Raw genomic sequence first — 14,198 nt, forward strand, 5'->3', positions numbered from 1 at the left:
CTTATGGTGTAAGCTGTTCCAACATGAGCTCAGTATACCCATTTTTTCCACTCCAAATTACACCACTCAAGATTTGACAGAGAGTGTTTGGTTTATGGCTTTTATCCTAAATAGCTTATGGTGTAAGCTGTTCTAACATGAGCTCAGTATACCCATTTTTTCCACTCCAAATTACACCACTCAAGATTTGAGAGAGATTGTTTGGTTCAGGGCTTTTATCCTAAATAGCTTATGGTGTAAGCTGTTCCAACATGAGCTCAGTATACCCATTTTCTCCACTCCAAATTACACCACTCAAGATTTGACAGCCTTTTATGAAAATGGTTGGTTTAACTTTGACATCCGTCACTTATAGAAACGGTAATGAATAACAAAGCAAACTTATCAAAGCTGGGGGGGTTGGGTTATTGGTTAGGATATGAAAGTATCCTGAGTCGCGACCGGAACTGCTACAAGTTACCCAAAGGGTTAAATAACCGCTATCTGTAACCGCCAGTTGTCACCAATCCCATGTGTCACGCGGTTCAGATTTCGAGGTATCCTCCTGAATTTTTACCGTCAGAGAATTTTCGGAAAATTGCTCCCATTTCTTTTGAAATTCAACATCGCACATCATCTGATTAAAGAGTTCTCCGCAGTAACAGCTTATCCATACATCTGGCAAAGTTGGTCTTTTTGGTAATTGAGGAATTGCAACTTGGTACGCAAAATAGCTGAGTTCCCTTCGTGTTGATTCATCAAACTCTTTCCAAAGAATTAAATTTCTCTCTCTTTTTGCTTCTGAGAGAGTTTGATTTTTCTGATTTAAGTCTGAATAAGTCTGAACAGTCTGAGGAGTTTTGGAATCCTTTACGGGTAAGACTTTCAGCTTTTTAAATTCCGTTTTTGCGGAATCGGAGTTCGTTTTTGCGGAATCCGAGTTTGCTTTTGCGGAATCCGAGTTCGTTTTTGGGGACTTTCTTGTTCGCGTAGAATTATTGCTAACTTCAGTCTCTACATCTGTGAAGTCAAACCAGCCCATCCTTTGAAAATAAGCAATGGCGGCGTAGTAGGCAGTTTTACCAACTCCAGTGGCACGTTTTCCTCTGCGTAGAGTGACAAAAGAGGGCTAATCTCCTGACTCAAAAACAGTCAATTATCCACGCCAAAATCCACCGACATTGACATTTTTTATGGCGGATATTACTATGGTTTATTTTGGAGATTATGTTCTGTCATCTGGGAGAGACAGAGCGAGGAAGACATTAAATTTTTTATTCATAATTACAGATGATTTTAGTCTTAAGTTGAGAGAAATGGGCAGTCTCCAACTCGCCGCAACCTTTAAGAAGGCGGGGATTTAAAATAAGATTAGATCGACCTAATTAAAGCTAGATAAATGACAGTACCGCGTCTGGAACAATTTAGAGGTTGTCTGATCGGTCAGTGTCTCGGCGACGCTATAGGCTGTAGAGTAGAAGGCTATTCTCCGGAAGTTTGCCAAAACTTTGTCCGCTCCCAAGTTAGACGCAAAAAAATCAGAGATCGCGCTCGCTTCGGCTTGCCTTTTGGTCAATACACCGACGACTCCCAACTCGCCCGCGAACTCCTCCAAAGCTACGTCGCTTGTGGCGAATTCGACCCCAGCGACTACGCCACCCGTATTGCTGACATTTTCGCTCAACAGCGCATTGTCGGGCGCGGTCGAGCGACAGAAGAAGCTGCAAACCGCCTGATACGGGGGGTTGCTTGGCAAGAAGCTGGTACTCCTGCTCCCAATGCTGGTAATGGCAGTGCTATGAGGGCTGGACCGATCGGCTTAATATTCTACGATGACCCGTCCCAGCTTGTACAAGCTGCTTGCGATCAAGGGCGCATCACCCATCAAGATTCGCGGTGTTCTGCGGGGGCTGTGGCGATCGCCGGGGCTGTGGCGATCGCCCTTCAATCGGACATGATGATTGAAACTGAGCCATTTCTCGGTCAACTGAGCGAATGGGTAGGAGAAGTTGATTCTTCCTTTGCCGCTTTGCTCAAAGATTTGATTGATTGGGTCAAATTGCCTCCCGAGTCAGCCGTAGAGTTGATTTCTAGAGCTGGACTCCCGTTAAACTACAAGGACTCTTGGCAAGGAATTTCGCCTTTTGTAGTTGGTAGCGTCTTGTGGAGTTTATATGCGTTTTTGAGAACACCTCAAGATTACTGGGAAACTCTCTGCACTAGCATCGCCGTCGGTGGCGATGTGGATACCACCGCAGCAATGGCTTGTGCCATCAGCGGGGCATTTCTGGGTCTAGAAGCCATCCCGAATCAACTAGCAGAATTTTTGAACGATCGGGGTACTTGGGGTCTCGGCGAACTGATTAAACTCGCTGACAATTGTTATCAGTTGAAAGTCAAGTTGTAGCCGCTTCTCACAACTTAGGACTTATTATTACCGCTAAATAAATTTGGACGATCGACATTTGTTTCTAAATCAGTCGATCGTCCAGACTCAAATTCCCTCAATCATATCAAATCCGTTAGCATCGGAATAGTAAATTCGAGTTCACTGTTGACGGTTGACTGTTGACAGTGAACCGTCAACCGTCAACCGTCAACATCATTCCGGTGTAACCGGAAATGATATCAAACGATTTTCTCGCTAGAAAGTTCCCCGCTAGCAGGAGGCTCTACCGTATCCCCAAAGACAATCCGCAGAAAAGGCGGAGCCAAAAAAGTCGTCAGAATCACCATGATAATAATCGAGACTTCTAACGGTTTATCCAAAACCCCACTCGCGGAACCGATGGCGGCAAACACTAACCCGACTTCGCCCCGAGGAATCATCCCCACTCCGATCGCCAATCGATTGATTCCAGGCTGACCAAACACCACCCAGCCTGTTACGATCTTGCCAAAAATAGCAACCAAAATCAAAAAGACGGCAATCAAAAGTCCCGCCCGATTATCCGGCACTGTTGGGTTCAAAACCCCCAAATCCGCCCGAGCCCCCACCGTTACAAAGAAGATGGGGACAAATAAATCGGCGATGGGTTTCACCAGTTCATCCAACTCTAGGCGGGCATCGCTTTCATCCAACACCAAACCAGCCGCAAAGGCACCCAAAATCGCTTCGAGATGAATTGCGTTGCCCAGAAAAGCCATGAAGAAAGCAAAGATAAATGCCGGAATGATAATATTGCCGCGAGTTTTGAGTTGACCCGCCACCGCCGAGAAAGTTTTGTCGAAGACACCGCCCAAGAGAATCGAACCTAGCAGAAAGGCAGTTGCACTTACGATCAAATAGATGACATTAACAACATCAATCTCACCTGTTTTGGCTAAACTGGCGACAACAGCCAGGACAATAATTCCTAGCACATCATCAATCACCGCCGCACCGACAATAATTTGACCTTCTTTAGAGTTCAGTTGTCCTAATTCAGACAACACTTTGGAGGTAATTCCAATGCTGGTTGCGGTCAAAGCTGCCCCCGCAAAAATTGCTGGAATTGCTGCCGTGTGGAAAATTATTATTAAGCCAGCAGTACCGGCGGCAAAGGGAACTGCCACACCTACGCAGGCGACAACGGTAGCTTGAATTCCGACTTGCTTGAGTTGTTTGAGATCCGACTCTAAGCCAATTTCAAACAGCAGAATAATCACGCCTAATTCAGCTAGCACTGAAATGACTTCACTCTGCGATTCAAAGACACTGGTGAGGGCGGCAGGAGACAGATGATTGATCGATTGCAGAACTGTCATAATCCCTGAGTTGGATGCTGACAGCCCGCTTCCGGGAAAAACGATCAAGTGTAAAGCAGATATCCCAATAATCACCCCTGCTACAAGTTCACCCAAAACCGGTGGAAAATCGAAGTTTCTCGCTACTTCGGCGCCGATTTTACTGGCGATATAAATCACTACCAAACTGAGCAAAACTCCGCTGAGGACGATCGGCGAATTTTCTGCCTCGACTGTTGCTAACAAAGGTATGGGGGCAATTAGAGAAGCCATCCCAGAACTTAAAGCTGTAATTGTATGGTTCAAAAACATGGGTACGATGATGGTAAGAAAGACGATTCTACGCTGACTGTTGACTGTTGACTGTTGACTGTGAGCGGGAAAATTGATAAGTGTTACATATTGGGTAGCCAGTTAACTCGACATGACTATCAAGCAAAACTCGAAGAACCCAAATCTGGCGGTACATCCTGCCACCGCCCTTGTCCGACTGCTTGAATTGCTTCTTTTAGCAAGATATCGCCGGTATAAATTGCCCTACCGACGATCGCACTTTTGACACCAATTGGTTCCAAAGCCAGCAAACTTAACAAATCTGCGATCGAACTAACGCCACCGGAGGCAATCACCGGAATCGAAATAGCGTTAGCGATTTCGCGCAAAGATTCCAAATTCGGCCCTTCCATAGTACCGTCGCGGTGAATGTCGGTGTAAATAATTTCAGCAGCCCCTAACTCGGCCATTTTTTGCGCCAATTCTGTTGCTAAAACTTCCGAAGTTTCTAGCCAGCCTCTAGTCGCAACTTTACCATTTCTGGCATCTATTCCCACCAGAATTCGACCGGGAAATTCGGCGCACAATTCGCCGACTAATTGCGGTTGTTCGACGGCGACAGTGCCGAGAATGACGCGCCGGACGCCTAAATTGAGGATAGCAGCAACAGAAGCGCGATCGCGCATTCCCCCACCTACTTGACAGGGAACGTCTACGGATCGGACGATCGCTTCAATGGCTGCTTGGTTGACTGGATGACCTGCTTTAGCCCCGTCGAGGTCTACTAAATGCAGCATTGTCGCGCCTTCATTTACCCACTGTCTGGCGACTTCGACGGGGTTGTCGTTAAAAGTTTGAGACTTCGCGTAGTCTCCCTGATACAATCTGACGCATTTTCCATCCAATAAGTCGATCGCTGGAATTACATTCATGATTTTTGCTCAAATTGCTAATTATACCAGTTTAAAAAAAGAATGCAACTTTATGCCCGTGCTCCCAACCCATACATAATAAGTCATTCCCAATCGTTTAATCTAAAATCTAAAATGGTATTACCCATTACCTTTATTTTTGACATTCGCAACCGCTATTTAAATGAAACATAATCGCCGAAGACAGTGTTGACCATAAAGGAGTATTGACATCGGCTTTTTGCAAAGCTTCTGCCGTCCAGTCGTTGCAAGTTCTCAAAATAGAGTAACTGCCTTTTGCTTCATAAAAACTGTCACTGTTGTCGTAGCCGTAGCTAATTTTCATTTTTTTACCTGCTGCGTCTAATTGGAATGTATCTTTAAGAAAATTTATTATTTTAAGATAATTCGCTCCACTAATTTTTACACATTTGGTTTCAATATTTTGGGGAGTAACCCGATAACCTTGAACGTGTACAGTAGACGGAGTAGGGAGAAATAGCGCCTTGAAAGCTGTAACTGGGTTGATACTTCCTGATGTGGGAGTTTCCAGCATAAAAGCTCTATCTCCCCAGCCAAAAGATAGATATTTATAATCAGAAGTGGCATCCCGCGCTATTTCTGTTAGCGGTAAATATTGATTCCAGTCAAAATATTCATTTTTAACTGGAACAATGATTTCCGTGTGAATGCCTTGGTTGGAAATGTATAGAGAGATTGTGCAATCTGGTTGCGAGTAATTGCCCCACTTTCTAGGAGTGAGATAGCCAATTGTTAGGAAAGCAGTTAAAGATAAGATGACAATTCCTAAGCGCTGTATGCTTTTTTTCATTTTAACCGTAGGTTTCAAATTCTGGCTTCGGATGGCGGGCGCTGCATCTTTGTGGGGAAGAATTCTTGCAAAGCAGAATTGCGCTGTTCGGGGGTTTCCCTAGCCCAATTCGATAAACTTTCGTAGAAAAAGAACGACACGCCAGCGAAATTTCTTTTTCGCACTTCTTGCACTTGTTCTTGAATTTGCTTGAGGGGGACGGAATTATTTTTAAGACCTGTTAAAATGCCGATCGCAGTTGGAATGTTAATTTTAGCCAGTTTAACTTCTTCCCGTTCCAGTTCGGCACTAAAACGCTTGATATCGCTGCGATAAACCTGCAACACAATTTCTTGGATGTAGCCGCGTCTTTCCCAGGTAAACCAGTCCTGCAAGTGGGCGGGTAAAGAAAAGTGAAAAGGGTTCGGAGATAAGCTGACAATACATTTTTCTTTGCGGGATTTAATGGCGCGGGAAACTCGCCCCACGAAGTCGTTGATTTTGTCAGCGCGCCAGCGCACCCAGAAGGTTTCGCGGGGGTCGTCGGAGGGAGGGCTCTTGATTTGTTCCTGATACATTGACACTGTTAGCGGCTCGTAACCAAATTCTACTGGCAAGCCAAAATGGTCGTCAAATTGAATGCCATCTATATCATAATTATCGACAATTTCTAGGATTAAATCTAAGATAAATTGCTGGACTTCGGGATGAAAGGGATTCAGCCAAACTCGCTCGTGTTTCCCTTCTTTCCAAATAGTTGAACCGTCGCGCCGCTGGGCCAGCCAGTCGGGGTGAAGTGTGGCTAATTCCGATTCTGCGGGAGCCATGAAACCAAACTCAAACCAGGGGATTACTGCTATACCTTTTTGGCGGGATTGTGCTATAATTTCTTTGAGAATGTCTCGGTCTTTCAATCCGGGCGATGGGTCGATCGACTGTCCGAATACTCGTTCGGCAGCAGCGCTCGGATAAAGCGTATAGCCTCCTTGCCAAACAGTGGGATAGATGGTATTAAAATTGAGTTGATCGAGTCGATTTACAGCGTCAATGATGTTGTTGCGGGAGAACATAACCTCGCTGTCAATGTTCGTCAGCCAGACGCCGCGCAATTCGGTTGTTGGGGTTTGGGGGCGGGTTTGCGCTAACAGACGCGGGGATAAAATCGCGGAGGAGGTAAGGGCGATCGTAAAAACAAGTATTAAAGCCAGTATCCGCTGCCATTTGTGCAGTTTAATCATCAATTTTTCGCAAATATCATAGTTTAACATCATACTGTAGGGCAATGCACACCTTACGATACTTTTGGGTGCGCCTTGCGCACCTTACCTGTGATTCCTTCTAAGAATAACCTTGCAGTTTCATCACTTGGCGGTAATGAGCCTCAATCTCGCTCACCGTTTGCGATTGACGCTTGCTAGTCCACTCGCTGCGATCGAATAATTCCCGCCTCAAAGCATCAACATCGATCGTTTTCACCTTACCTTCGGCGACAATTTGTTTGCCGTTTACCCAAACGCTGTCTACCGCATTACTCGGGCGTCCCAATATTAGCAAGCCAATCGGATCGGTGCGCGGCAGCAATGATAAACTGGTTAAATCATACAGCACAAAATCTGCTTTTTTAGCCACGGTCAACGAACCCATTTCATCGGCGAGATTCAAGCCTTTTGCTCCTCCCAGGGATGCCATTTCTACAGACTGGCGCGGTGTGATCCATTGGCGGTAATCCAAATCCGTGATATTGTGCAAAATCGAACCAATTTTAATTGCTTCCAGCAAATCTTGAGAGTCATTGCTAGCAGCGCCGTCGCAGCCAAAAGATACGTTGACTCCCGCTTGACGGTATTTCAAAATTGGTGCAATTCCGCTTCCCAAGCGCAAGTTGCTGAGGGGATTGTGTACGACGGTCGCTCCCGTTTCTGCCATAATCGCAATGTCAGAATCGTCCAGCCAAACGCAGTGCGCTAAAGAAGTTCGCGGACTCAAATAACCAATTCTTTGCAGGTGTTCGACAGCGCTACAGCCGTATTTTTCGTGAGCTAACTGTTTTTGAGCGGGGGTTTCCAAGAGGTGGGCGTGCCGACAAAGATTGTAGCGATCGCTCAATTCGATGCAGCCTTCAAACAAAGCATCGGAACACAGTTGAATTCCCGTCGGCGCCAACAACATATTAACAGCTTTTTCGGGATTGTGAAACTGTTTTATGGCTGTTTCCATTAATTCCAAAGTTGCCTTAGTCGAGCGAATGTAAGCCGCGTGTTCGATACCGCTATCGCCCGCAGGCATTCCCGCCGTCAGGGATTCATCTTGAATTAACGGCCCGATAAAAGCGCGGATACCGATTTCTTGATAAGCGCGAACTGCGGCGGCGATTGTCTCTAATTCTTGCCCCGGAATCAAAACTAAATGATCGACTACGCTTGTACCGCCCGACAGCAATGTTTCTACCGCAGTTCCCAAGGCGCTCAAATAAACTTGTTCGGGATCGAGAGGTGTAAAATCGTATAATTCGGCAATCCACAACTCCAGCGGCAAAGGGGGAATAATGCCCCGCTGCCACATTTCTGAAGAGTGAGTGTGCGCGTTGACAAAACCGGGCAGCAGCAGCTTATTTTTGCCGTCAATAAGTCTTCCCGCCGGCTCTAAATTGGGCGCGATCGCACTTATGCAATTCTCCACCACTTGCACATCTGCGGTTTGATAACCGCTCTCAACCGGAATTAAAGCATTTTGAATTGTAAAGCTCATAGATTTACCCTTTTTGTAAATTTACATTTATTTTTATTTTATGATTGCATGGCGCTAACATTGGCGCTCACCAAACTGTAATAAACTTAATAAATCCTAAAATTTATCAAAAAGTTACCCCTGATACTTAATTCTAGTAAAGATTTAAGATATGACAAGTTAGTAACAATCAAATTGTTATAACATTAAAACCGTTTTTGAGTCAAAATCCTTATGAATCCTGATTCTCTCCGCACTTTGGGCGTACCGCCGAATGCTTGGAAAGTTGATGCCAAAATTGCCGATATCACCCGATCGCCGATCGCGCCTCAACCTGTTACCCTGGAAACAGAAACTAAAACCCTGCGTTTGGACTTAGCAAAAGCAGCAATGTTGGTGATAGATATGCAAAACGATTTCTGTCATCCCGACGGTTGGCTAGCACATATCGGCGTAGATGTAACGCCCGCCCGAAGTCCAATTAATCCTTTAATAAATTTGCTGCCCAAATTGCGATCGCACGCAGTACCAATTATTTGGATCAACTGGGGAAACCGCCCCGATTTGCTCAATATTAGTGCAGCTTCCCGTCACGTTTACAATCCCACAGGCGACGGCGTAGGTTTGGGAGATCCGCTGCCAAAAAACAACGCACCTGTACTGATGGCAGGGAGTTGGGCGGCGCAGGTTGTCGATGAATTAAAACCCAAACCCGAGGATATTTGTGTTGATAAATATCGGATGAGCGGCTTTTGGGATACTCCTTTAGATAGTATCTTGCGGAACCTCGGCAGAACTACCCTTTTCTTCGGAGGAGTAAACGCCGATCAGTGCGTCATGGCTACCCTGCAAGATGCTAATTTCCTCGGTTACGACTGTATTTTAGTCAAAGATTGTACAGCTACGACATCTCCTGAGTATTGCTGGCAAGCTACTCTTTATAACGTTAAACAATGTTTTGGTTTTTTGTCAGATTCTCAGGCTATGTTAGAAGCAATTAAATAGCAGTCATCAGGGGAGTATCCCTCTGGAGTGTAAAAAGCGTTTTTTAGGAGTGCGAGAGTCCCGCACAGCAAAGCCTATATATATCGCTTCCTGCTCTGACAGCGAACTCTCCTGTGAAATCAATAAACTTTGGAGGTTGAGCGGCGGACTAATGACTCTGGATTCTCACTAATGACAGCAGAAACATAACCACTGACAACTAATAATAAAAAAATGACAAACCAGTGCGTGATTCCTGTTATAAAGTCTCCGAAAGACTACCAAGCATTTCGCATCAGTCCGGGCGATACTAATAGATTAGCTATCGTCTTCGATCCGGTAATAGCTAATGTTTCATTAACAGTTTGCGTGGAGATTTTCGATGTGGGGGGCAAAACTCCTCCCAACCGCCATCAATTTGCAGTAGAAATGTTTTTTGTACTCAAAGGAACAGGGCAAGCAACCTGCGACGGCAAAACAGTTAGTATTCAACCGGGAGATAGTTTGTTAGTGCCTCCAACAGGCACTCACCTAATTGAGAATACGGGCAGTGGACGTTTGTACACTTTGTGCATCATGGTGCCGAATGAAAATTTTGTGGAACTAATTCGCAGCGGCACACCAGTCGAACTCGATGAGGAAGATATGAGAGTTCTCAGGCGATCGGATGTACTCGTATCCTGCTAGGTTTGTAGTAAGGAGTTGAGTGCTTAGATGAAAAACTATATCATCAGGTTTGTAGTCAGGGTTTCCGTCCTTAGAAGAAGCACTAAAGCCCTTAGTACAAACTTTTTTATTTGATGTTTTTTAGGATTTATGCTGAAACTTTGTCCGAAAGAAACAGCGTCAATGCTAACTAAAGATGCGGTTCGTTTAGATGCTGACATCTACCGCCCCGATGCGGAGGGCGAATTTCCAGTATTATTAATGCGGCAACCTTACGGAAGGGCGATCGCCTCTACAGTGGTATATTCCCATCCCGCATGGTACGCCAAACACGGCTACATAGTGGTGATCCAAGACGTGCGGGGACGCGGCACTTCCGAAGGCAAATTTAACCCTTTTGTTAGCGAAACACAAGACGGTTTTGATAGCGTCAATTGGGCAGCTAATTTGCCGGGAAGTAACGGCAAAGTCGGAATGTACGGTTTTTCCTACCAAGGCATGACTCAACTCTACGCGGCGGCTGCTAAACCGAGCGCATTAATCACAATTTGTCCGGCAATGGTAGGGGGCAATTTATACGCAGATTGGGTTTATGAAGGCGGCGCGTTTTGTCTGCAATCAAATCTCGGCTGGGCAATTCAGCTAGCCGCAGAAACCGCTCGCTTAAAAGGCGATATTTCTGCCTATCAAGCCTTTTATGCAGCTTCGAGAAATCTCCCGCTATACGATACCGTGCCGGCGCGTCCTGAGATTATTAAAAATTTGGAACCCCACTCATATTATTACGATTGGTTGGATAATTATCGACCGAACGAGTATTGGGAAAACTTATCGCCAAACATTAAAAATTTAGACTTGCCAATGCTACACATTGGCGGTTGGTTTGATACTTATTTGCGGGGAACAATCCATCTTTACAAGGAAATGGCGAGCCGGAGTTCCTGTCCGCAGCATTTGATAATTGGCCCTTGGGCGCATTTACCTTGGGGGCGAAAAGTGGGAGCGTTGGATTATGGTTTGGCAGCTTCAAATCCTGTGGATGAGTTGCAAATTCGCTGGTTCGATCAATTCCTCAAAGGAGTTGATACAGGAATATTATACGAACGGCCGATTTCGCTATTTGAGATGGGGAAAAATGATTGGCGGAATTTTAAGAAATGGCCTACTAATAATCATAAATCTTATTTTTTAGCAAGTACCGGACTTGCCGCGATGAGAGAAGATGCGGGTATTTTAACAGATTGTTGCCCGGATGTTTGCACTGAGGATATATTCGTCCATGACCCTTGGCGGCCGGTGCCATCGTCGGGGGGTCACGCTGCATTTCCTGCCGGTGCGATGGAGCGATCGACTATTGACTGCCGCACCGATGTGTTAACATACACTGCGGCGCCAGTCACAGCAGATTTGCACGTTGCAGGAGATATAATTGTCGAAGTATCTTGTACGGCCGACGCGCCGACTTTTGATTTGTGTGCCATACTTTCTGAGGTAAAAGATAGTGGCAGCGTCTACAATTTTAGTCAAGGTTACGTCCGGGTGAATTCAGGTGAAACACCTGTAAGAATTGTGCTGCAAACAACTTGTATGCAAATTGCTAAAGGTAATGCGTTGCGTCTGAGTTTGAGTGCGGCTTGTTTTCCCGCTTACGACGTGAATCCGGGAACGGGTGCGCCTCCCGGTGAAGCGCGGGCGATCGATGCTAAAATTATCACGCTGACAGTAAGTTGTGGCGGGAATTGTCCCTCTCAAATTTTCCTGCCAATTGTCGATTAAACCTAGAACTTATTCAATTATGAGCATTATTTTTCACATCACCCGCAGCCAACAGTGGGAAGAAGCAAAACAAGTTCAATCCTATCGCGGAGATACGCTAGATACTGAAGGATTTATCCACTGTTCGACTCTGCCACAAGTTCTTAAATCTGCTAATAAATTTTTTGTGGGACAAACAGGATTGCTGCTGCTTTGGATTGACTCGGAAAAAGTAGAATCTGAACTTAAGTATGAATTGGCTGCGGGTGAGAATTACCCGCACATTTACGGGCCGCTGAATGTTGATGCTGTGTTGAAAGTTGTTGAGTTTGAACCGGGTGCCGATGGCAAGTTTGAATTGCCGGAAGAATTAAAAAATGTTGTTTAATATTCTGATTTTTTAGCCTTGTAAACTAACTTTTTAGGGCGGGCTAGAAGCCCACCCCACGGGAAAGTTGAATTTTGTGGAACGGGCATCTTGCCCGTTCTAATTTCTGAAATATATCAATTTAAACTTACTGATTAACCAACTCTGCCGCCAATTTGAGCGCATCTTCGCGAGTAGCAATTCTCCCTTCCACCCGCGCTAATTGAATCTCCATTAACAATTCACCGATGCGCGGACTTCTGGGCAAATTCAAATATTGCATTAAATCATTGCCGCTAACTAATTGTGTGGCGTGAGCAATAATATCATCAGCATCCAGATAGCGATTAATTAACAGTGAAATATCCTCAACCGCAACTCCCGCCGCCACTGCCAAAACGGCTAAAACTGGAAATACTATTCCCACATCCCGAAACAAAAAATACTGTTCTCGCAAAGACATTTCCGCGATAGGTTGTGCTGGCAATTTGGGCAAGTATTTCAAAAGCCCGATCGCACTTTTAATCTCCGCATTGCTATACTTCAACCGCAGCAACTGCGTTTCAGCAATTGTCGGGTCGGAATCTGCCAAAATAGCCAACTTCGCGACAGCCAACAAAGGCGTTTTAATTGTATCTCTAATCTGACGCCCGAATTCCTTCCCTAATTCCGGGTAAATTGCCGCTAATTTGTCAGCAGATGCGTCAATTTTTGTCAAAATATCGAAACGGTCGATCGCACTTTCAAACCAAATCGAAAACAAACCATCTTCGCAACCGCGACAAATCCAAGGAACACCGTTAGGATTGCTCAACAAATAACCCAATTCCGTCCGCACCCGTTCCACCGCTACCCGACTCAACAGCGGTGCTAATTCTCGAATCGCAGATTGAGTTTCAGGTTCGATCGCAAAACCCAACTGTGCCGCTTGGCGGTAAGCTCTTAATAACCTCAGCGGATCGTCCTCCAAATTTGACCGCGAAATCATCCGCAGCACACCCAACCGCAAATCAGTTTGACCGTCCAAAGGATCGATGATTTCTCCTGTAAAAGGATTGTAGGCGATCGCATTTATCCGAAAATCCCGGCGCAGCAAATCCCCCTCCAGACTCCCCCCTTCCGCTTGCGCCAAATCCACCGTACCGCCCGCAAACACCACCCGCGCAATTTGGCGTTCCGCATCCAACAAGACAAATCCACCTTTCGTGCGATCGGCAATTTTTCGAGCAGTCTTCACCGCCCGTGTTAGCATGACAAAATCCAAGTCAAAATAGTGCGATCGGCGGCCCAGCAACGCATCCCGTACCGCACCGCCCACCAGATAAGCAGGCGGTGTCAGCAGTTTCAAATCAAACGGCCAAGTATTAGGAGATAATGAAGAGGGCAAATTAATCGGCATTGCAACAAAAATCTACAAACTTACAAACAATTAAACTCTTGCTACGCTAGATTAACAGAAAGCTCAAATTTCACCAATCTTTTTGAAATGCACAGAGGATATCAAGAATGTGTATTTGTATTAACTGCCACTATGTAGACCGCTGCTTCACCTACCACGCCGTAGAAGAACAGCACGAACAGCTTCACCTCACCGAAACACCCGATTTCGACCCCGTAGAACCCACCATCAACGTCAACATCCGTCCCCGCCAAGACGAAATTGAAATGGAATGGGATGTAGTCGGGTGTCAGAGTTTCAAGCAAGAGACCGGCAAATGGGCAAAATTGCGGCCAGGCGAACTCGTCCCGACTTAAGGAAGAAGGAAGAAGGAAGAAGGAAGAAGGAAGAGGGAAGAAGGAAGAGGGAAGAAGGAAGAAGGAAGAAGGAAAAAAATAAAACGCTCTCATTTTCTTGTTTCTTCTTTTTACCCACTTTTCAATTTTCAATTTCCAATTTTCAATTTTCAATCCCCGATTTTCAATTCCCGATGCCCGATGCCCGATGCCCAATTCCCCATTCCCCATTCCCAATTAAAAATCTAAAATCTAAAATCTAAAA

14 protein-coding genes are annotated in these 14,198 nt (G+C 45.5%); 7 read left to right on the plus strand and 7 right to left on the minus strand.

The genetic code is table 11. The features are described from left to right. Positions 1-499: 499 nt before the first annotated feature. Positions 500-1,021, minus strand: a complete 522-nt coding sequence (locus tag QUA71_RS23395) for a hypothetical protein (protein ID WP_333288699.1) — start codon at positions 1,019-1,021, stop codon at positions 500-502. A gap of 357 nt (positions 1,022-1,378) precedes the next feature. Here QUA71_RS23395 and QUA71_RS23400 point away from each other — a divergent pair, with 357 nt between their 5' ends. Then, complete coding sequence (locus tag QUA71_RS23400) at positions 1,379-2,386, plus strand: ADP-ribosylglycohydrolase family protein (protein ID WP_333288701.1); 1,008 nt, start codon at positions 1,379-1,381, stop codon at positions 2,384-2,386. A gap of 221 nt (positions 2,387-2,607) precedes the next feature. Here the strand turns inward: QUA71_RS23400 and QUA71_RS23405 are convergent, their stop codons facing one another. From QUA71_RS23405 to QUA71_RS23425, 5 genes are all read right to left on the minus strand, one after another. Continuing rightward, positions 2,608-3,978 (minus strand): cation:proton antiporter, encoded by a 1,371-nt coding sequence (locus QUA71_RS23405; RefSeq protein ID WP_333288703.1) that lies wholly within the window; start codon positions 3,976-3,978, stop codon positions 2,608-2,610. Between the two features lie 158 nt (positions 3,979-4,136). Then, positions 4,137-4,910 carry a 1-(5-phosphoribosyl)-5-[(5-phosphoribosylamino)methylideneamino]imidazole-4-carboxamide isomerase gene (gene hisA, locus QUA71_RS23410; RefSeq protein ID WP_333288705.1) on the minus strand — a complete coding sequence of 258 codons (774 nt, stop codon included), beginning with the start codon at positions 4,908-4,910 and terminating at the stop codon, positions 4,137-4,139. Between the two features lie 133 nt (positions 4,911-5,043). Then, complete coding sequence (locus QUA71_RS23415; protein WP_333288706.1) at positions 5,044-5,721, minus strand: TIGR02117 family protein; 678 nt, start codon at positions 5,719-5,721, stop codon at positions 5,044-5,046. A gap of 14 nt (positions 5,722-5,735) precedes the next feature. After that, positions 5,736-6,938, minus strand: a complete 1,203-nt coding sequence (locus tag QUA71_RS23420; RefSeq protein ID WP_333288752.1) for a glycoside hydrolase family 10 protein — start codon at positions 6,936-6,938, stop codon at positions 5,736-5,738. Between the two features lie 100 nt (positions 6,939-7,038). After that, a complete protein-coding gene (locus tag QUA71_RS23425; protein WP_333288708.1) occupies positions 7,039-8,448 on the minus strand; it encodes an amidohydrolase in 1,410 nt (469 codons plus the stop codon). Between the two features lie 213 nt (positions 8,449-8,661). Here QUA71_RS23425 and QUA71_RS23430 point away from each other — a divergent pair, with 213 nt between their 5' ends. The 4 genes from QUA71_RS23430 to QUA71_RS23445 all read left to right on the plus strand — a co-directional run bounded on the left by QUA71_RS23430 (position 8,662) and on the right by QUA71_RS23445 (position 12,220). Beyond that, the gene (locus tag QUA71_RS23430; RefSeq protein WP_333288710.1) at positions 8,662-9,432 is read left to right on the plus strand and encodes a cysteine hydrolase family protein; all 771 of its coding nucleotides are present in this window, start codon (positions 8,662-8,664) and stop codon (positions 9,430-9,432) included. A 213-nt stretch (positions 9,433-9,645) separates the two neighbouring features. Next, the gene (locus QUA71_RS23435; RefSeq protein ID WP_333288712.1) at positions 9,646-10,098 is read left to right on the plus strand and encodes a cupin domain-containing protein; all 453 of its coding nucleotides are present in this window, start codon (positions 9,646-9,648) and stop codon (positions 10,096-10,098) included. A 162-nt stretch (positions 10,099-10,260) separates the two neighbouring features. Continuing rightward, positions 10,261-11,853, plus strand: coding sequence for a CocE/NonD family hydrolase (locus QUA71_RS23440; RefSeq protein ID WP_333288714.1), 1,593 nt, complete (start codon positions 10,261-10,263; stop codon positions 11,851-11,853). A gap of 19 nt (positions 11,854-11,872) precedes the next feature. Further along, a complete protein-coding gene (locus QUA71_RS23445) occupies positions 11,873-12,220 on the plus strand; it encodes a DUF952 domain-containing protein (protein WP_333288715.1) in 348 nt (115 codons plus the stop codon). Positions 12,221-12,347: 127 nt separating this feature from the next. Here QUA71_RS23445 and QUA71_RS23450 read toward each other — a convergent pair whose 3' ends face one another. Further along, positions 12,348-13,598: a CCA tRNA nucleotidyltransferase gene (locus tag QUA71_RS23450; RefSeq protein WP_333288717.1), complete on the minus strand. Its 1,251-nt coding sequence runs from the start codon at positions 13,596-13,598 to the stop codon at positions 12,348-12,350. A 107-nt stretch (positions 13,599-13,705) separates the two neighbouring features. Between QUA71_RS23450 and QUA71_RS23455 the strand changes: the two genes are divergently transcribed. Beyond that, positions 13,706-13,954, plus strand: coding sequence for a Ycf34 family protein (locus QUA71_RS23455; RefSeq protein ID WP_006632635.1), 249 nt, complete (start codon positions 13,706-13,708; stop codon positions 13,952-13,954). Next, on the plus strand, positions 13,915-14,196 hold the full coding sequence (locus tag QUA71_RS23460) for a hypothetical protein (protein ID WP_333288720.1): 282 nt from the start codon (positions 13,915-13,917) through the stop codon (positions 14,194-14,196). The genes QUA71_RS23455 and QUA71_RS23460 overlap by 40 nt, the downstream gene beginning before the upstream one ends. The last annotated feature ends 2 nt before the right edge of the window (positions 14,197-14,198 follow it).

Origin of the sequence: Microcoleus sp. MON1_C5, from assembly GCF_036701875.1 — a bacterium.
Classification (GTDB): Bacteria; Cyanobacteriota; Cyanobacteriia; order Cyanobacteriales; family Microcoleaceae; genus Microcoleus.